The sequence below is a fragment of the Alkalihalobacterium sp. TH-98 genome (assembly GCF_057473385.1).
In genome coordinates this window covers 16,833-35,689 of sequence record NZ_JBYCKM010000053.1, presented here as the reverse complement: position 1 = coordinate 35,689, position 18,857 = coordinate 16,833, and the positions used below count along the sequence as shown (strand labels likewise).

The window sequence follows — 18,857 nt, the reverse complement described above, 5'->3', positions numbered from 1 at the left end:
TTATCGGAATTTCCTTAAGGAAGTTCCGTTTTTTTATTTCTTAAACGTTTCTTAATATTTCCGCTGTATAACTGAAGAGAGGAGACAAGGAGGGAAATTATGGAGGAGTTTTTTTCACTGGGTCCTATTATGCTCCCGACCAAGTGGATCTTTATAGGGGTGGGTTTTGTGGCGGCTTATGTTGCCATGAAATTACGCTTAAAACGAAGTGTGTTAAAGGAGAAACTGTTAATTGACTCAATTTTTAATGTTGTGTTAATTGGGTGGATCGTTTGGAAGCTTAGCTATGTATTATTTCATCCGGTATATGCTTTTACGAATCCATTAGGGATCTTATATTTTAATGGCGGACGAAAAGGTCTAATACTAGCTCTTTTTGTTGGGTGTATTTATTTGTATTACCAATCTATCAAACATAAATTAAATTTGACGGTTTTCATTGATTTATTGTTCGCCGGTTTATTAGCAAGTTCAGTTATTTTTTATACGTATCAAGATCAGTTAAGCTTTTTTTACCACGCTGGACAGATCGGGTTAGCATTCTTTTTACTAGTTACTCTATTTAAGCTGGTTAAACCAGTGGGAGAATGGCACCGTTTATCTTTGCTCATTTTAATCTACAGTTTAGGACAATTCTTTTTACAAAATTTCTCGACCTCGTATGATGTTCTTTTATCATTTACGTTTGGTCAAGTAATCTTTTTTGTCATTATTGTTCTAACACTAACTTTTAAAACGAAAGGAGGGGAGACGGATCGATAATTTATCTTTATTTGTTGCCTTCTCAGCAGGGATGCTCTCTTTCTTTTCACCTTGCGTATTTCCGCTCATACCAGCTTACATCGCTACGTTAACAGGTTCATCACTTAACAATAATAAAGTGAATGCGATGAAGAGAACTGTCATGGTTCGTTCGATCAGTTTTATTCTAGGGTTTAGTATCGTTTTCATTTTACTAGGTGCGTCTGCTAGTTTTATCGGTCAATTATTTTTTGATAATCGTAATCTAGTTGAGAAAATTAGTGGATTTCTCATTATTGTGTTTGGTTTACAAATGGCTGGGTTATTGCAGTTGAAATTTTTAATGCGTGAAAAAAGAGTGCAAATCAGTACAAAGAACGATGGGATTGGAAATGCCTTCATTATTGGGGTGGCCTTTGCGTTTGGGTGGACACCATGTGTAGGCATTGTTTTGTCGTCGATTTTGCTTTTAGCAGCATCAGTTGAAACGATGGGAAGCGGGATGTTAATGCTTTCGGTCTATTCACTCGGTTTAGGTATACCTTTTTTCTTCTTATCTCTTGTATTAACGTACTCGCTAAAAGCAATAAAAAACGTCAACAAATGGCTGCCTAAACTAAGTGTCATGAACGGGTGGGTGTTGATTGGACTTGGATTACTGTTATTTACTGGACAGTTTCAAAGACTTAGTGCGTGGTTAGCTCAATTTAGTTTTATTTCTTAAAAGAGAGGGCGATTGGTTATGAAACGAAATATCATTGTCATTGTTTTATTAGCTGGTTTAATTACATGGGGCTTGTTGGATTTACGGGGAGAAGATGGGGTGAAAACCGCAAATGAGGAACAAGTCATTCAGACAACAACAGATGTAACTGACGATGCTGTAACTGAAATAGACCAAGGTGCTGACTTAGAAACCGAACAGGATAAAGCCGTTAAGAAAGAACCGAAGGAAAAGGTAATCGTCGGCTTGCAACAAGGAAATTATGCTCCTGATTTTGAACTTGAGAATTTAGACGGGGAACTTGTAAAATTATCTGATTTCTACGGACAAAAAGTCATCCTTAATTTATGGGCCAGCTGGTGTCCGCCTTGTAGAGCGGAGATGCCCCATATGCAGAAATTTTTTGAGAAATATAAAGATGACGGCATCACAATACTAGCCGTTAATCTAACGACATTAGAGCGAAACACAGACGACATCATTCCATTTGTAAAGGATGAATTTCAGCTGACGTTTCCTATTTTATTAGATGTAGACGGGGAAATTGGTCATATTTATCAAGCGGTTTCAATTCCAACAACTTATATTATAGATACAAGCGGAAGAATTCAGCACAAAGTCATTGGTCCAATGTCTTATGAAATGATGGAACACTTCAAAAAAAATATTGATTAATTGCAGGATTTCCTTATAGAGTTTAAAGTAATATTTTAATTGAACAAATCTTTGAGACTTAGATGAATGAAAGACGAGAAAATGTTACTTGAGCAAACCAGCTAAGAAGGCGGCGGTTAAAGTGAATACGAAAGGTAAATCGATTTTAATTGTTGAAGATGATCAAAAAATTAGACAGTTAATTAAGGTTTATTTAGAACGAGAAGGCTATGAAGTGTGGGAAGCAGCGGACGGGAAGCAAGCGATTGAATATTATGATCGATATGAACCTTGTTTTACAATTATCGACCTAATGCTCCCTGAAGTCAGTGGAGAAGAAGTATGTCAATGGATTCGGACGGTGAAAAAAAGTGACAGCCCAATTATTATGGTTACGGCAAAAGTTGATGAGACAGATCGCATCAACGGACTAAAAATAGGCGCAGATGATTACGTAACAAAACCCTTTAGTCCTAAAGAACTTGTTGCTCGAGTCGAAGCGGTGCTTCGTCGCACAGCTAATCGCTGCCATAAAATCAGTTATCGAGGGATTACTATTAAACCGTACAAAGGTGAAGTGAATTATGTAGGCAAAGAACTCTCGCTTACTAACAATGAGTGTAAGCTTTTACATATGTTAATGAAAAACCCGAATCAGGTATTGTCTAGAGATCAAATGATTGCAGAATTGTACCCAAATGATGAAAAAGAAATTACGTGGCGAACGATTGATGTTCATGTGCGGAACCTTCGCGAAAAGCTAAGAAAAGTCGATGCTCCTGATTGTATCCAAACTGTTAGAGGGATGGGGTATCAATTTGATGCGTTTTAAACGAATTTTACATCAGGTTATAAAACGCAAACTAATGTGGAAACTAACGCTTATCAATAGTATTGTGATCGGGTTGGTGATTTGGTTAGTCGGTATCTCAGTCAAGGACTATGCTTGTTATTTAATAGAAAAAGAAAATGCTCTTAGTGTAGAGCAACGGCTTGCGTTTATCGAAGGGATGGACACTTATCTTTTATTTGCTGTTATATTGTCAGTCATCATTGCAGCTGTTGTTCACTTTTATTTTATTTCTCGATTACTAGACCCGCTGCACAGTCTAACGAATGCGACAACAGAGATTATGGAAGGAAAGTATCCTCAATTAACTGAAAACACCGCTCAAGATGAGATTGGTCAATTAACGCTACACTTTAATGAGATGGTCAATTATATGAAGAAGATAGAAGAAAACAGAGAAAAGATTACAAGAGATGTTGCACACGAGTTACGAACGCCGCTAACGAACATCAATGGCTATCTAGAGGCATTAAGTACTGGTGTCATCAAAGGTGATAAAGAATTATTTCAATCGCTTCATGAGGAGTCTATTCGTTTAACCGATTTGGTTGAGCAATTACGACAAATTAATAAGTGGAACGAACATGAGCGAGACACTGCAAATTATGAATGGGTTTCGATGAAATCACTATTGGAACAGGCGATGCACCATTTTCAAATGGAGTTTAAAAATCAAGAAATCATCGTAGATCTTCAATTATGTGATGCCACACTGTTTGTGAATAAAAACGGATTACTTCAGGTAATCTACAATTTAATTGAAAATGTCCATCGGTATGATCAAGGGAAGTGGATGAAAATAAAGGGGTTTGTAGATAATCAACACTATAAACTGCAAATAATCAACGAAGGGCTTCCCATCAGCGTTGACGATCCAGAACAACCATTTGAACGATTTTATCGAGCTGAAGCATCACGTAATCGCAACTCTGGTGGAACAGGGTTAGGCCTCGCGATCGTTAAAGAAATTATTGAGAGTCATAACGGCGAAGTTGGTTTTTCTACAGAAAATAATATTCATACGTTTTGGTTTACGCTTCCTTTAACTCATTCGCAAGAGCAGGTAAGTAATTTATATGATTTTAACAATGCAAGTACGACCCAGACATAGGTTGTTTGATCAAGGCAAAACGAATAAACTAAAAAACATTAGGACTGCTTTCCCTAATGTTTTTTATAGTAAACGTGCTTTTATAGTTGAAGGAGCACTTTACAATTTAATTTTAAAACTAATACTGTAAAATTTCTTCTAATTCTTCAATGTTGAATGGAAATTCTTTTTCTCTAACATTACAAGTAGTGCATTTCGCTCCTTTTGAATTTCAGAAGGGGTGCGAACGCCAAAACGCCGAATTACGGGCAATGGTGGACACCAACCTTGCAGAGCGTGTCGTAATAAATAGTATCCAATTACCCCTGAAAACAAATGCCAGCTTCGGTTTTTAGTAAATCCCAATACAGTGCCGATTAGCATAAAGCTCCCCGCAGAGGTTTCCAATACTCTTTCCGTATCCCATTCTTGATCTAATTGCATTAACCGTTTTAAAATGTCTTCTTTATTTTTATGATTAAAGCTTTCAATTGTCCTCTGTGTATCGTGAGCGATCCTATCATTGATTTCTTTCGCTGTGTTCAAAGGTACTCTCATCGTTGTTGCAGGTAGTAGTGCCATCAGATTCACCTCAATACGTATTATGGAAACAACAGATGAACGATATACACCACGTGTTCTGGTATTAATGTCCATAAGGAATTTACAGCAAGCCTAACAATTATTAGCGTAAGGTCCATTAAAACCATAAACATAACATCGTATTTATTAACCTATATACATAATAATAAGCTTGTTAAGAAAGAAGGTTATGCACTTGGAAGTTATAGTTTGAAGTTCACTTTTAAATTCCTATGAGAGAATGGAGCGTATTTAATGATACAAAGTACTGCAGTAAAAAGAATTTCCGTTAAAGAATTGACTAAAAAAATTATTGCTGGTGATCGATTGTTTATATTGGATGTTCGAAACACCGGTGATTTTGATGATTGGAAAGTAGAAGGGAAAAACGTTGAGGTTATAAATCGACCTTATTTTGACTTGATTGAAAGCGTCGATCCGATCATGGACAAGCTTCCTAAAGGTGAACCAGTTTATGTTATTTGTGCAAAAGGCGGTTCTTCCGAATTCGTAGCTGAACAAATCTCCAAAAAAGGGTATGACAATGTGTATTCGATTGAAGGGGGTATGAATGCGTGGAGCGAACATCTTGAACCGATTAAACTTGGTGAACTTACAAATGGAGGAGTTATTTATCAGTTTGTTCGTATCGGTAAAGGGTGTCTGTCTTACTATATTGAGTCCAATGGGGAAGCGGCGATCATCGATTCAGTTCGGGTTACAGCACCATTCGAGCAAATGATTGATGAGCATAACGTAAAGCTCACCCATGTTCTTGATACTCATCTACATGCCGATCATATCTCAGGTGCAAGAGGGTTGGCAGAAAAATACCGGGCAACGTATCACTTACCTCCAAAAGATGCTGAAGAAGTAACTTTTAAATATAAATCGTTAGAAGATGGTAATGAAATAAAAGTTGGTGACATTATAATTAAAGCCATCTATTCACCAGGGCATACAATCGGAAGTACGTCTTTAATCGTTGATGATAAATACCTGTTAACTGGTGATATATTATTTATTGACTCGATTGGGCGACCTGATTTAGCAGGTAAAGCAGAGGATTGGGTGGCTGACTTAAGACAAACGCTATATCAACGTTATAAAGAGTTAGCTGATAACCTAATCGTTTTGCCGGCCCATTTCATGGGGATCAATGAAATGAATGAGGACGGAAGTATTTCTAAAAGCCTAGGAACATTATATGCTGAAAATCATGGCTTAAACATTGAAGCGGAAGATGAATTTAGAAAAACGGTCACTGAAAATCTACCACCCCAACCAAATAGCTACCAAGAAATCCGAGAAACAAATATGGGTAAAATAACCCCAGATACCGATAAGCAACGAGAAATGGAAGTCGGCCCGAACCGTTGCGCGGTTCGTTAATTAACGTAGGTCAGTATATTGTACAGCTAATAAAGATTGCTTAGTTTGCAATCTTTATACATACCGTTTAGTGAGGAGTCTGGTTATTATGAAAGAAAAAAACGAGACACATGAGTCAAAATACATTCAACAGCATTTAGCCAATGAAAGAACATACCTCGCTTGGATTCGAACGGCTATTGCCATAATTGGTATCGGATTTTTAGCAACAACATTGCATTACAATACCCCTCTTGCTGATATTTATGACCAAACATTAGCAATATTTATTAGTGTATTTTCTTTAATCTTAGGACTTATAACGATTGCATTAGCCACTTTTATATATTTAAGAAATCGAAAAAATATAAATTCACAAACCTTCCATTCTTCCTTTAAACTTATTATTTTTATGACCACTTTTATCGGTTTCATTTTATTGGTGTTTGCTATTTATTATTTAATTTAATAAAATGATTTGACATTATACCTAGTAGGGTATATTATAGGAATTGTAAAGAATAAATCAGTAACATTCCCAGATTAATGGAGGGATAACAATGATGTATACCGATCAAATGAAAAATAGAGTCAAACGCGTCGAAGGACAAATCAAAGCGATCTTGCGTATGATGGAAGAAAGCAAGGATTGCAAAGATCTTGTTGTCCAATTATCTGCAGCGAGAAATGCATTAGACCGAGCATTAGCTGTAGTGGTTAGTGCAAATCTCGAACATTGTGTTAGAGAGCAACTACAAAAGGGAGAAAATACCGATGCACTTATCCAAGAAGCTGTGAACATGTTGGTTAAAAGTAGATAGTTAGCGGTTCTTTTTTAAATTAAATTATACCCATGTAGGTATTTGTTGAAGGTTATAATGCTAATGCATTCACAGTTAAGGAGGAAATGAATGGAGTACTTTAATTATATCATTCCAATATTTCTCGTACTATTTTTAATTAATAAATTCATGCCCGCAAAAGGTGTTAGACAGATGACCACAGCTGAGTTAAAGCAAGTGTTAAACAAAAAAGACGTTCAACTGATTGATGTCCGAACACCCGGAGAGTTCCGTTCTAATCACATAAAAAAATTTAAAAACATTCCACTTCATGACCTTTCGAATAAAGTAAATCTTTTAACGAAGGAAAAAGAAGTAGTTGTTATTTGCCAAAGTGGCATGAGAAGTAATAAAGCGACGAAAATGTTAAAAAAGTTAGGATTTAAAAAGGTAACAAATGTTAAAGGAGGCATGAGTGCTTGGTATTAAATAAACAACCAGGTATAACAACGAAACAAATCCTACTAGTTCTAAAAATTTTTGTTTAACTAAATACCCATTACGGTATAAAATTCTAATCAATTAGGTGAAAGGGGCTTTTACAATGAAAAACATTACGGTTTATACAACAAATTCATGTCGTTACTGTGTAATGCTAAAAAACTTTTTAATGGATCAAAACATTCCGTTTAATGAAGTGAATCTAGAAACGAACCCAGCATTAATGGAAGACTTGGTTCGAAAAACTGGTCAGTATGGGGTTCCACAAACAGAAATTAATGGTCAATGGGTGTTAGGTTTTGATCCAAATTCAATTATTAATCTATTGAATAAATAATAATACTAATTACAATTTTAGGAGGATTTTATAATGAGTGGAAAATTAGCAATTATCGCAAGTAATGGTGGACTATTTGATGCATATAAAGTATTTAACGTAGCAAATGCTGCTGCAGCAACCGATCAAGAAGTAGCTATTTTCTTTACATTTGAAGGCTTAAACTTAATTCATAAAGAAGCACACAAACTACTTCCAATGCCTGAAGGAAAAGAACATTACCAAGCTGGCTTTGAAAAAGCACAAGTTCCATCTATCCCTGAACTCGTACAAATGGCCCAAGAAATGGGTGTGAAACTGATCGGCTGTCAAATGACAATGGATGTAATGGGATTAGAGAAGGACCAATTCGTTGACGGTATTGATGTAGGTGGAGCGGTTACATTTTTAGAATTTGCCAAAGGCGCTGATGTAACTTTAACGTTTTAATCCTATATTTTTTTAAATAAAAATATACTGACGGGGGTATTCAAGATGACTGTAAAAGCAATGGAAGCTAAAGAAGTAACGAAAAAGGTTTTTAACAAAGAAGATTTATTTATATTAGACGTTCGTAATGAAGTAGACTTTGCAGATTGGAAAATTGAAGGAGTGAATTTTGCGTATTTCAACATTCCATATTTTGATTTATTAGATGGTGTTGAAGGAATTATGGATAAAATTCCTACTGATAAAGAAATCTTAGTGGTATGTGCAAAAGAAGGTTCTTCAATTATGGTAGCTGAAATGCTTTCTGAAAAAGGTTTAGACGTTTATTACCTACAAGGAGGAATGAAAGCTTGGAGTGAACACTTAGAACCGGTAAAAGTTGGTGATTTAACAGACGGTGGTGAACTGTACCAATTTGTACGTATCGGAAAAGGTTGTTTATCTTATATGGTCGTTTCTAACGGAGAAGCTGCTATTATTGACTCCACGCGTATGACAGATGTATACACTGATTTTGAAAAGGAAATGGGAGTTACAATTAAGCATGTGTTTGATACACATCTTCACGCTGACCATATTTCAGGTGGACGTACAATTGCTGAACAAACAGGTGCAACGTATTGGTTACCGCCAAAAGATGCAGAAGAAGTAACTTTTGAATACGAAGCATTAGAAGGTGGTACTGATGTGAAGATCGGAAATACTACGATCAATATTCATGCGCTTTATTCACCTGGTCACACAATCGGTTCAACATCTTTTGTTATTGATGAAAAGTTCTTACTATCAGGAGACATTTTATTCATCGACTCGATCGGTAGACCAGACTTAGCAGGTAAAGCTGAAGACTGGGTAGCAGACTTAAGAGAGTCACTTTACAACCGTTACCGTGAGTTATCAGAGGAGTTAGTTGTATTACCAGCTCACTTTATGATTATCGATGAGCTCAATGATGACGGTAGTGTATCAGAAAAATTAGGAACATTATTCGCAAAAAACCATGGTCTCAATATTACGGATGAAGAAGAGTTCAGAAAAATTGTTACTGAAAACTTACCACCACAACCGAATGCGTACCAAGAAATCCGTGAAACAAATATGGGAAAAATTAACCCGAACGAAGATGAAAAGCGTGAAATGGAAATCGGACCAAACCGTTGTGCAGTTCGCTAAATAGATATACTAAATTTAAGGATTTAGGCAACGGGTGGTCATGAATTTTTAAGTGATCTTGAAGATTATGTTGTGTTGAAATTCTTAAGGAGAAAAGGGTAAAGCTATTACCAACATAACAAATGCCCTTCCCTGCTGCAAGAGGGAAGGGCATTTCGTTTGCGTGCTAATTCTCATCCGTAACTAAGGGAAGTGTTATTTCTACGTCAGTTCCTTTGCCAACCGTACTAGCAATTTTTATATTTCCTCCATATGATTGAACAATTCGCTTACAGACTACAAGACCTAAACCTGTCCCTGTTTCTTTCGTTGTAAAGAAAGGATCAAATACACGTATTAATACGTCTTCAGGCATACCTACACCATTGTCAGCAACTTTAATGAAGCAATTCGTGCCCTTCTTTTCTAAACAGATCCTTACTTGACCACCATTTTCATTTACCGCATCTAAAGCATTCTTTATTAAATTTAATAGCACTTGTTTAAGGTGATCTTTTACACACGATATAGGAAGTTGATCGTTGGCAAATTGTATAGATAAGTCAACACTATTTATATTAGCTTCAGAATGAATGATTGGCTCTATTTCTTTAATAATATCGTTGGCACAATACGTGTTTAATTTATGAGCAGTGGGTTTTCCTAGTAATAGTAACTCGCTTACGATTGCGTTGATCCGATTGACTTCTTGTTGGATGACATTAAAGTAAAGTTGATCTTTTTCATCATTATATTTCTCACTTAAAAGCTGAACCAATCCCTTAATCCCAGTTAACGGGTTTCGTATTTCATGGGCTGTACTAGCTGCTAAGTTTTCAACTAATTCAATTTTTTGCAGTTCATTTTGTTTCTTTTCAATTTTAATTTGTCTTTTCAGCAAAGAATATTGAATTAACAAAAATAAGATATGAGTGAAAATAAATAAGATTAATACGTTTGTAAAAAATGCCCTAGCATACAAATTCTCATCTGTCGTTTCTATCTGAGCTTGGATCCTCCAAGGTACTTTGTCGATTTCTACTGTGTAATTATACGTTCCGTTCCTAGCCAGGTTGAAGCCAGTGTCTAAGATCAATTGTCCCGTATCGTCTATTACTAAAACCGCTTCGTCTTCACTATGCATAATAACAGATTCCTCTATCTTATCAATTCTCAAACTACTTAATAGAACTCCGTGCATTTCTCCATTGTTTATAACTGGAGTAGCAATGGTTATGATAAAGCGCCCTGTGACACGGCCAATGTGGGCAGGGGAAATGGTGTATTGTCCTGTTTCTATTGCTTCTTGAAAATATTCACGGTCTGCTATGTTTATTGGATTAGTAAGTTCATTTGTTCCAATCAATATATCGCCTTGCGGATTGGACCAATAAAAGCCCGAAAATCGGATGTCTTTATCTCGGGTTCTCTTTAGTATTTCTTCAACATTACTTAAATCATCCGGATTAATTTCAATCAGAGTAGCTAACATATCAATCCTACTAACCGTTTCTCCAATAAAGCGGTCAATATGACGCGCATGGAGATGAGCGTAATTTTCGGTTAGATCCATATAATGATTTTCAGTCACTTGAACTTTTTGTAAAGCTAAAGCATGACTAACCGTTATCGTAGGTATGATTGTAATCATCAAGTAGACAAGCACATTCTTTTTTGATCTAATGAACGATTTCCACAACATACTAACTCCTTATAGGAAAGTTTTGTACTAATACTTTTATATTATCTTAGCATTTTAATCATACCTAGGATAGGCAAAGCTTCCACTATAATCGTCATTTTTTATTATTAAATTTGTTACATTTTTTTCTTCCTGCGAATAAAAAGAAAGGTATAATAGTACTATTCTAGTCATTTCCTGTCGATTTTATATATAAATTCACTTATAAAATGGGTTGAAAAATAGAGATAATGGGAAATGTTATTTGTTTGGCTCATGTAAAAACATGCTAAAGCCAATTACTTATATGTTCTTGTTCTATTAAAAAATTGGGGGACTCAAAATGGGAGACAAAAGATACAAACGAAATGAAGCCTTTAGGTATGACTTCGGAAAACCACTGGGCTGCGAGTACAGGCACATAACTAATGTTCATGATATAGAAATTAAATCAGCACCGTTTCAAGGGGAAATCAACAATATTAGTCCGAATGGCCTACAGTTAAGTTGCAGTAAAGAGGATGCTGGCAATTTAAAAAATGGTGAACAGGTCGAAGTGACTTTTACGTTATCTACCGAACTTTTTGTTATGGTCGGTGAAGTCGTTTGGGAGAAAAAAGATGTTTATGGCTCTTTGTATGGAATTAAGTTCTTAACGCTCGGAATGGAAAAAACAATCGTGGATGAGCTTAAAAAATTTGCAAAGGATCAACTTAAAAAGTAACTGCACCATTATATAAGTAACATAAAAGAGAGAGAACAAGGGAGTAAGGAGCCTTGTTCTTTTTTATTATTTTATTACTTGGAATTCACTGTATAGTGACCAGTCGGCTTACTAACATAATTAAATAGATGGTATATTTTTCAAATTTATATCAAACCCTATAGCCAATCGATCCATTCGTAAACAAAGTAGGGAGGAATGTTTATGAGAAGAGCACTGGCGTTATTCGTCATTGTAATGATGGTCAGTGTCCAACTACCTCTTGTCACCTTCGCACAAATTGATGAAGAAGTCATCGAGCAATATCTTTCACCCATTGGTTGGACCAAGTCAGACTTAGAGGACTATTTACAAAACTACTTCGAGATGTCGATAAATGACTTCGGAACTTTCGAAGAGTTAAAAGAATGGGTAGGAACGCCCATAACTGCTGAAAACCGCAAAAAGCTTTTAAATCAGTATAATATGTCTTTTGACGAACTTGAAATTTTACTCATCGAACATGGTGACTCTCCTCAAGACTACTATTTCTTAGAAGACTTAGACGCAGCAATTGACTTTTACCTTACATACAGTAATGAACTAGATGAAGTCACTGGCTTTTTTGAACAGTTAGGAATAACAGATGAGGAGCTGGACCGGCTTTTTTTACATTTAAGCAAGTTAGATGAAGAAACAATAGAAGCACATATGGCCGCAATAGAGGCGAGGCTGTTAGAAATGGGTGATTTTTCGGAGGTTACAGAGTTAACCGAACAACAGAAACAGGAAATTGCTTCTATATTCAACGATATGTTAGCTGCCTTTAAGATGACAGCATCATTTTATCTAGAAGCAAATGGACATAGGGAAGCCACTTCGCTTTTAGCCTTATTAGATAGGGAAAGCTTAGATGGAAATATACTCGTTATCGAATTTTACGATGATGAAGGAAACTTGCTGTTAGATTTATCGATAGATGAAAATATATTTGACTCGCAATTACTATCTGATATAGGAAATATGTTACCTGTACTTCCGCACTTAGCTCATGAACATCCACTGGGAGAAAAGATGCCTGAAACCGCTTCTCCTTACATTACAAATATGTTCATTGGTTTATTCCTTTCGTTATTGGCAACTGTGCTATATATAGGTCTCCGTCGTAAGGGAATTAGACATGATTATTAGATCTTTCAAAACAGGAAGAATGATGGGCCTAAACCTCATCATTCTTCTTCTATTCTTTACAGGTTTATGTGTTATGAGTTGGAATGGCTTCTGGTTTTTGAAAGGATTTTTTGCAGTAGAGCAGATACCTGTTGAAATGACTGAAACCGCTCGACCTAGTCCAGATCCTGACACAAATTTAGAAGTAATGCCTGTTGTTGAACCAACTAGACGAGAAAAAACTCGACCTGTTAGTGGAGAGAATTACGGTTACTTCATTATTCCTAAACTAGAAGCAAGGATACCAATCTTTTATGGCACAAGAGAGGAGCAGCTTAAACAAGGTATTGGGCATGTAGAACGGACAGCACTACCCGGTGAAAGCAATAATGCTGTACTATCAGGGCATCGTGATACCGTGTTTCGTCATTTGGGGAAAATTGAAAAGGGTGATCAGTTCATCGTTGAAACAGAAGCAGGAAAATTTACGTATTTAGTAAGAAAAATACGAATTGTAGATAAAGAAAACCGAACTGCCCTTGCACCTAAACCGAAAGCCACCTTAACGGTCATTACCTGCTATCCCTTTGGCTTTGTTGGACACGCACCAAAGCGTTTTGTAATTATAGCTGATTTAATCGCTCCACAATGACTCGTGTTTGAATATAGATAGAGTCAATAGAAAAGGGTGGAGGAGTTCCACCCTTTAATTACGCTTTTATTTAATTTAAACTATGCACCAAACCGTGTTCGGTAGCCGCACTTTCTGCATAATTCTTCGACAGCTTCACGGCGTGAAAAGCCGTCATACAAATTGTTCGCTCGTTCTCCTTCAATAATATCAGAGAAATTCGCCTCGTTAATATTTCCTAAATTAATAATTCCTTCTCCATCGAGACAACATGGAATAACAGTACCGTTTGCTAGTATTCCCGCTTGATTTCGAAGCCCGTGACAGAAACCTTTACCGTCGTCTTCTTCCTCGTGCAAGCTCGGCCATTTAAATTCAATATCTTGATTTAGATAAATGCGCTCCGCTATTTTTACACCGGTGCCAGGTACCACTTTTTCTTCAATTTTATAATCGAGGTTAAATTCTTTTTCAATGATTTCAAGGACTTCGCGGTTTCGCTCTTTTTGAATGTTCGTCAAGTTATCCTCGGTTAAGTTCCACAATCGCAACGAAACAATTAAGTCTGATTGAGCAGTTGCTTCTTTAATGAAATCTAAAATACTACCTACATAACCTTCTCTGTCTGTTGATCCTTCATGTCCATCAAAGCTATGCAAGGAAAAGTTCATTTGTCTTAGGGCTGGCTTATTTATAATTTTATGCTTCGCTTTACGCAATAACGTCCCATTCGTTGTAATGTTGACTTTAAACCCTTTTTCATGACTAATGTCAAGTAGTTGATCAATTTTCGGATGAAGTAATGGTTCACCTTTGACGTGCAAGTAGATATAGTTTGTGTGAGGTTTAATTTGATCTAATCGCTTTGAAAAATCATCTACCGATAAAAATTGTTTTTGCCTCTCAGTAGGAGGGCAAAAGCTGCAAGCGAGATTACAAACACTCGTAATTTCCAAATAAAATTTCTTAAACTTTTTCAATCGTTTTTCCTCTCTTCTTCTCTAATCAACGTTGGGGAAGCAGACCTGCCTAATATGCATGCTTATTATTATACCAAATCCAATAGAGAAGAGAGAAATGTTTAGTTGTGGAAAATAATTGGTTACCTAAGCTAATGAAAAAGAAGTCGCCCTTTGTATAAAGGGCAACTGCTATATGTAAAGGAGTAATTGAACTAGTGGAGTTGTTGCTGTATACGATCATGTGTTGTTTCAATTTTTGACGGGAGAATATATAAATATTCAATGATCCCTTCTAGTAACTCAATTAACAACCTAGCCATATCTTCATCCAAGTCTCGTTCTAATTCTAAAATTTGATGAAAGTGGCTTTCCGGATGAATAAGGCTTGTTAATGATGTAATTGGTTTATTTAAATCAAGATGCTTCGGTAAGTGTTCCAACTGCTCCGATAAAGATTGTCCTTTGACCTTATCACCTAGGAAGCTTTTTACGACACTTTCAAGAACACGTTTTGATAGTACCGCTGTCGCAGAGGGGTCTTTAGACTGATGTACATTTAGCGCAGAACGATAGGCACGAATCAAATCTTCTGGGATGTGCGTGTGATTTTCTACTTCAGCAAATGTTGTTTTAGGATCGTAAATATACACTTCCGCTTCCCCGTTCGATTTATCCAAATAATCTGAGAGCATAATTACAAAAGACGAGCTTGATTTGCATTCTGGACAATTTCCTTTTGAAAACAATCCCGTTCGATTTGCCTGGTAATCCGCTTTAAGTGAGAAGCGAGTTGTTTTACTACAATCTGGACATTTGCATTTCACCTCTTTAGGGATTTTCACATGACCATATTGGCTGTAAGTTAATATCGAACCTGGCAATAACCTTCTCATTGTTATCCTCCTACATCACAACAAATCATTAAACTGGCTAGCGTGTTTTTATTATCTTACCCCAAAATAACAAAATCCCCGTACGAAACCTTTACAGTAAATAATTCCATGTTCACATTCATGTTTCTTCACTACTATATTTGTTACAATAAAGTTGTGAATATAGATGCTTCTTTATTCCATCTTTTTCTGCAACAGTACATATAAACACGTTAAAAGGGCATCAAACTAAAGAAAATAAGATAGAGGAGAGAACAAATGGGAAACTCTAACATCAGCAACAAAGATATTAAATTAATTGCAATTGATATGGACGGAACCCTTTTAAATAAGCAACATGAGATTTCTGAGCAAAATCGGAAAGCCATTAGAGACGCGGAACAAAAAGGGATCCACGTTGTCATTAGTACAGGTCGAACGAGAATGACCTGCGATGACCTTGTCAATTCACTGTCCCTTAGCTCTTACCTGATAACAGTTAATGGGAGTGAAATTTGGGACGAGAAGGGAAATCTCATTGAGAGACAGTTACTGGACTTTTCGTTTGTTGAGCATATGTACAAATTAAAACAAAAACATAATACACTTTGTTGGGCTGCATCAGTCGGTAACGTCTGGCGCGAGCAATTTCCTGAAGATTTTTCGTCGCAAGAATGGATGAAATTTGGATTTGATATAAAAGACGACCAAGTGAGAGAAGTGATATTAAACGAGTTAAAGCAAAACGAAGAACTTGAAATTAGTAATTCAAGTCCGACGAACCTTGAAATTAATGCGGCTGGTGTGAATAAAGCAAGGGCAATTGAAAAAGTGTGTGAACGACTTGGCATTACCATGGATAATGTCATGGCAATGGGTGATAGTCTCAATGACCTAGCCATGATTAAAGAAGCCGGGATTGGTGTTGCAATGGGAAATGCTCAGCCTTTCGTCAAAGAGTCTGCTGATTGGGTCACCGCTTCCAATATAGAAGACGGAGTTGCGGTCGCCATACGAAAATGGGCATTATAAATTTTGAACTTTTACACTTGTTTAAAAGAAACATGTATTTAAAGACTTATCTTTCAAGGAACAGGTTTGTTCCAGAAGAGGATTAGAGTGGGAACGGACTCCAGAGCCGTTATTTGTGACAAAACTCTGTTTTCTACGATTTAGCGGACTCAGATACCCTTATTAACTATAAAAACAGCCTTTGGAACAAAAAATACTACAAATAAGGTCCTCTCAGTCCGCGAACACTTATAAAATGAAGGGTTTAACTAAATAAGGTCCTGTGTGTCCGCCAAATTGATTACGTTCTAAGTTTCTATTTTAGAGTCATTTCTCTTTAACATGCGAGGGCGTAGACATTTAAGTGCGTTTTGGCGTACAATCTTTGGTGATCATTTCTTGTTAAATGCTATGCTATTAGTATACGACTTGAACTTTAATAGCAATTTCCCCAAAAAGCTGAACCCGTTACGTGCACGGGGAAGGCTTTTTTTCTTTTAGTAAATCCTTCAAAGTACCGGTTTTTAATCAGCTGTTTGAATTAATTCCATCATTATTTCTTAGAACGAAAAGTTAGGACGCTAATGTTTTTAAAACAAACTAACACAAGAATATTGCGAAAAACTGCAAATTTATTTAAAATTATGGAATAGAATTAGTTAGGAGGCTAATAAAAATTGGAACGGAATATTGATGAGAGGGTAGGTTACCACATTGGTGTTGTAGGACACCTTCTCCAAAATTTATACAATGAGAAGTTAAGCGAATATGGCTTAACAGTAGCTCAAGCAAAAGTGATTTATTTACTTCATGCCCACGGTGACCTCCTTCAGTCTGAGCTCCAAAAAAATTTATTGATTAAAGCACCGACGATGAATGGAATTATTGAATCGATGTTAAAAAAAGAGCTCATTGAGAAAAAAGATACCGAAAGTGACCGGAGAAGTAAAACCATTATTCTAACTGAAAAAGGTAGAGTTCTAGAAGAAACGCTATGGAACGACATTGGTCGACTAGAGGAAGAGCTAACCAACGGCCTTTCTAAAGAAGAACAGAAGATCCTTATTATTTGGTTAAAAAAATTAGCACTAAATTTACAAAAGTAATACGTTACTAGTTATATAGAAAGAAGGTTCAAACAACATGAATCAAAAATTCCAAAGTGAACGTCTCGGTACAGAACCAATTCCGAAATTACTAAAAAGGTTATCAGTTCCGGCTATTATCGGTATGGTCGTTATGGCACTATACAATGTCATTGATACGATCTTTATATCATATGGTGTTGGGATCTCAGCAGTCGCGGGGGTAACGATCTCATTCCCGCTCATGATGCTAATGATGGCCATTTCAGCAGCAATGGGGATCGGTGGTGCCTCTGTTATTTCGCGAAGGTTGGGCGAGAGAAAGGAAAAAGAGGCGAATAAAGTGTTTGGGAATGTCTTAACACTAATTCTATTACTTAGTGTTATAGGGTTTGTCGGGGCCTTTACCTTTTTAGAACCCGTTCTCATTTTATTTGGAGCCACACCTGATATCTTGCCGTATGCCCTTGATTACATGTTTCCGATTTTATTAGCGACATTGTTTTTTACATTTGGGTTTGCAACAAATAGTATTATTCGTTCAGAAGGCAATGCTCGGTTTGCGATGATGGCGATGATCATTCCTTCGGTTCTTAATATCATTCTGGATGCCGTTTTTATTTTTGGATTGAACATGGGAGTTCGTGGGGCGGCGTATGCAACTGTCATTTCTCAAGTAGTTACAAGTGCTATGGTTATTCAATATTTTGTTTCCGGTAAGAGTACTTTATCGTTAACGATAGCTGATTTTAAATTAAAATTTGCACTTGTAAAGGAAATTACGCTCGTTGGCCTTCCTGCCTTTGTTCAACAGGCAGCAGGAAGCGTTATGATGATAGCAATCAATGCGATGCTTATTCGTTTTGGTGGTGAATTCTACGTTGGGGTATTCGGAATTATTCAGCGTATTATTATGATGTCCTTTATGCCAATGGCAGGAATTATGCAAGGAATGCAGCCGATTGTCGGTTACAACTATGGAGCCAGGAATTTTTCGCGTCTGCGCGAAACCGTCTTGTTAAGTCTGAAGATCACGACAATTATGTCGGTTGCTGTATTTCTTATTGTCATGTTGTTCCCATCGTACCTAATGTCAGTATTTACTTCAGATCCAGCTGTTATTGAAGCAGGAGCAGAATCTATGAGAGTGATGTTTGCTGCCGTGTTTTTAATTGGAATTCAAATTATCAGCAGTGGTCTATACCAAGCACTGGGTAAAGCAAAGCTCGCGTTAATTTTATCTTTATCGCGACAATTTCTATTTCTAATTCCACTTGTTTTAATTTTGCCACACTTTATCGGGACAACTGGGGTTTGGTTAGCATTTCCGATTGCTGACTTCTTCTCATTCTTATTAGCTGGCTATCTACTGTATCGTCATCGTGAAACGTTTCTTTCCAACGAAAGTAGCAGTGACGTGAGCAGTCAACAAGAGGCGGTTGGATACAACGAGGCGACCCAATCAAGTAATTAAGCATATTAATCTCAAAGAACGGATAAGACAAATTTATGTCTTATCCGTTTTTGGT

Annotated in this window: 22 protein-coding genes; 18 read left to right on the top strand and 4 right to left on the bottom strand. The window is 36.6% G+C overall.

The window, feature by feature from the left end; genetic code table 11:
- Positions 1–99: 99 nt before the first annotated feature.
- The 5 genes from AC2VNP_RS20520 to AC2VNP_RS20500 all read left to right on the top strand — a co-directional run bounded on the left by AC2VNP_RS20520 (position 100) and on the right by AC2VNP_RS20500 (position 4,080).
- Entirely contained in the window at positions 100–762 is a 663-nt protein-coding gene (locus tag AC2VNP_RS20520; RefSeq protein ID WP_486919120.1) for a hypothetical protein, read from the top strand.
- Complete coding sequence (locus tag AC2VNP_RS20515; protein WP_486919155.1) at positions 755–1,465, top strand: cytochrome c biogenesis CcdA family protein; 711 nt, start codon at positions 755–757, stop codon at positions 1,463–1,465. Before AC2VNP_RS20520 ends, AC2VNP_RS20515 begins: the two co-directional genes overlap by 8 nt.
- Positions 1,466–1,483: 18 nt before the next feature.
- Positions 1,484–2,140: a peroxiredoxin family protein gene (locus tag AC2VNP_RS20510; RefSeq protein ID WP_486919119.1), complete on the top strand. Its 657-nt coding sequence runs from the start codon at positions 1,484–1,486 to the stop codon at positions 2,138–2,140.
- Positions 2,141–2,228: 88 nt separating this feature from the next.
- The gene (locus AC2VNP_RS20505) at positions 2,229–2,951 is read left to right on the top strand and encodes a response regulator transcription factor (RefSeq protein ID WP_486919117.1); all 723 of its coding nucleotides are present in this window, start codon (positions 2,229–2,231) and stop codon (positions 2,949–2,951) included.
- Positions 2,941–4,080, top strand: a complete 1,140-nt coding sequence (locus tag AC2VNP_RS20500; RefSeq protein WP_486919116.1) for a sensor histidine kinase — start codon at positions 2,941–2,943, stop codon at positions 4,078–4,080. Before AC2VNP_RS20505 ends, AC2VNP_RS20500 begins: the two co-directional genes overlap by 11 nt.
- A 138-nt stretch (positions 4,081–4,218) precedes the next feature.
- On the opposite strand, the gene AC2VNP_RS20495 is transcribed toward AC2VNP_RS20500, so the two are convergent.
- Entirely contained in the window at positions 4,219–4,641 is a 423-nt protein-coding gene (locus AC2VNP_RS20495) for a YgaP family membrane protein (protein ID WP_486919114.1), read from the bottom strand.
- Positions 4,642–4,896: 255 nt separating this feature from the next.
- Here AC2VNP_RS20495 and AC2VNP_RS20490 point away from each other — a divergent pair, with 255 nt between their 5' ends.
- The 7 genes from AC2VNP_RS20490 (at position 4,897) to AC2VNP_RS20460 (ending at position 9,234) form a co-directional block, all read left to right on the top strand.
- Complete coding sequence (locus tag AC2VNP_RS20490) at positions 4,897–6,033, top strand: MBL fold metallo-hydrolase (protein WP_486919113.1); 1,137 nt, start codon at positions 4,897–4,899, stop codon at positions 6,031–6,033.
- An 88-nt stretch (positions 6,034–6,121) separates the two neighbouring features.
- Positions 6,122–6,481 (top strand): YidH family protein, encoded by a 360-nt coding sequence (locus tag AC2VNP_RS20485; RefSeq protein ID WP_486919111.1) that lies wholly within the window; start codon positions 6,122–6,124, stop codon positions 6,479–6,481.
- 91 nt (positions 6,482–6,572) lie between these two features.
- The gene (locus AC2VNP_RS20480) at positions 6,573–6,833 is read left to right on the top strand and encodes a metal-sensitive transcriptional regulator (protein ID WP_486919110.1); all 261 of its coding nucleotides are present in this window, start codon (positions 6,573–6,575) and stop codon (positions 6,831–6,833) included.
- A 90-nt stretch (positions 6,834–6,923) separates the two neighbouring features.
- Positions 6,924–7,283: a rhodanese-like domain-containing protein gene (locus tag AC2VNP_RS20475; RefSeq protein ID WP_486919109.1), complete on the top strand. Its 360-nt coding sequence runs from the start codon at positions 6,924–6,926 to the stop codon at positions 7,281–7,283.
- Between the two features lie 115 nt (positions 7,284–7,398).
- Positions 7,399–7,632, top strand: coding sequence for a glutaredoxin family protein (locus AC2VNP_RS20470; protein WP_486919107.1), 234 nt, complete (start codon positions 7,399–7,401; stop codon positions 7,630–7,632).
- Positions 7,633–7,665: 33 nt separating this feature from the next.
- The gene (locus tag AC2VNP_RS20465) at positions 7,666–8,061 is read left to right on the top strand and encodes a DsrE/DsrF/DrsH-like family protein (RefSeq protein ID WP_486919105.1); all 396 of its coding nucleotides are present in this window, start codon (positions 7,666–7,668) and stop codon (positions 8,059–8,061) included.
- A gap of 45 nt (positions 8,062–8,106) precedes the next feature.
- Entirely contained in the window at positions 8,107–9,234 is a 1,128-nt protein-coding gene (locus tag AC2VNP_RS20460) for an MBL fold metallo-hydrolase (protein ID WP_486919104.1), read from the top strand.
- Positions 9,235–9,400: 166 nt separating this feature from the next.
- Here the strand turns inward: AC2VNP_RS20460 and AC2VNP_RS20455 are convergent, their stop codons facing one another.
- Positions 9,401–10,864, bottom strand: a complete 1,464-nt coding sequence (locus tag AC2VNP_RS20455) for an ATP-binding protein (protein ID WP_486919102.1) — start codon at positions 10,862–10,864, stop codon at positions 9,401–9,403.
- 373 nt (positions 10,865–11,237) lie between these two features.
- On the opposite strand from AC2VNP_RS20455, the gene AC2VNP_RS20450 reads away from it, so the two are divergent.
- The 3 genes from AC2VNP_RS20450 (at position 11,238) to AC2VNP_RS20440 (ending at position 13,419) form a co-directional block, all read left to right on the top strand.
- Positions 11,238–11,618 (top strand): PilZ domain-containing protein, encoded by a 381-nt coding sequence (locus AC2VNP_RS20450; protein WP_486919101.1) that lies wholly within the window; start codon positions 11,238–11,240, stop codon positions 11,616–11,618.
- 204 nt (positions 11,619–11,822) lie between these two features.
- Positions 11,823–12,788 (top strand): processed acidic surface protein, encoded by a 966-nt coding sequence (locus AC2VNP_RS20445; protein WP_486919100.1) that lies wholly within the window; start codon positions 11,823–11,825, stop codon positions 12,786–12,788.
- Complete coding sequence (locus tag AC2VNP_RS20440; RefSeq protein WP_486919098.1) at positions 12,778–13,419, top strand: class D sortase; 642 nt, start codon at positions 12,778–12,780, stop codon at positions 13,417–13,419. The genes AC2VNP_RS20445 and AC2VNP_RS20440 overlap by 11 nt, the downstream gene beginning before the upstream one ends.
- A gap of 80 nt (positions 13,420–13,499) precedes the next feature.
- On the opposite strand, the gene AC2VNP_RS20435 is transcribed toward AC2VNP_RS20440, so the two are convergent.
- The gene (locus tag AC2VNP_RS20435) at positions 13,500–14,378 is read right to left on the bottom strand and encodes a radical SAM/SPASM domain-containing protein (RefSeq protein WP_486919096.1); all 879 of its coding nucleotides are present in this window, start codon (positions 14,376–14,378) and stop codon (positions 13,500–13,502) included.
- A 194-nt stretch (positions 14,379–14,572) separates the two neighbouring features.
- Positions 14,573–15,253, bottom strand: a complete 681-nt coding sequence (locus tag AC2VNP_RS20430) for a hypothetical protein (RefSeq protein WP_486919095.1) — start codon at positions 15,251–15,253, stop codon at positions 14,573–14,575.
- A gap of 258 nt (positions 15,254–15,511) precedes the next feature.
- On the opposite strand from AC2VNP_RS20430, the gene AC2VNP_RS20425 reads away from it, so the two are divergent.
- The 3 genes from AC2VNP_RS20425 (at position 15,512) to AC2VNP_RS20415 (ending at position 18,802) form a co-directional block, all read left to right on the top strand.
- A complete protein-coding gene (locus AC2VNP_RS20425) occupies positions 15,512–16,264 on the top strand; it encodes a Cof-type HAD-IIB family hydrolase (RefSeq protein ID WP_486919094.1) in 753 nt (250 codons plus the stop codon).
- A gap of 656 nt (positions 16,265–16,920) precedes the next feature.
- Positions 16,921–17,349: a MarR family winged helix-turn-helix transcriptional regulator gene (locus AC2VNP_RS20420; RefSeq protein WP_486919092.1), complete on the top strand. Its 429-nt coding sequence runs from the start codon at positions 16,921–16,923 to the stop codon at positions 17,347–17,349.
- A 37-nt stretch (positions 17,350–17,386) separates the two neighbouring features.
- The gene (locus AC2VNP_RS20415; RefSeq protein WP_486919091.1) at positions 17,387–18,802 is read left to right on the top strand and encodes an MATE family efflux transporter; all 1,416 of its coding nucleotides are present in this window, start codon (positions 17,387–17,389) and stop codon (positions 18,800–18,802) included.
- The last annotated feature ends 55 nt before the right edge of the window (positions 18,803–18,857 follow it).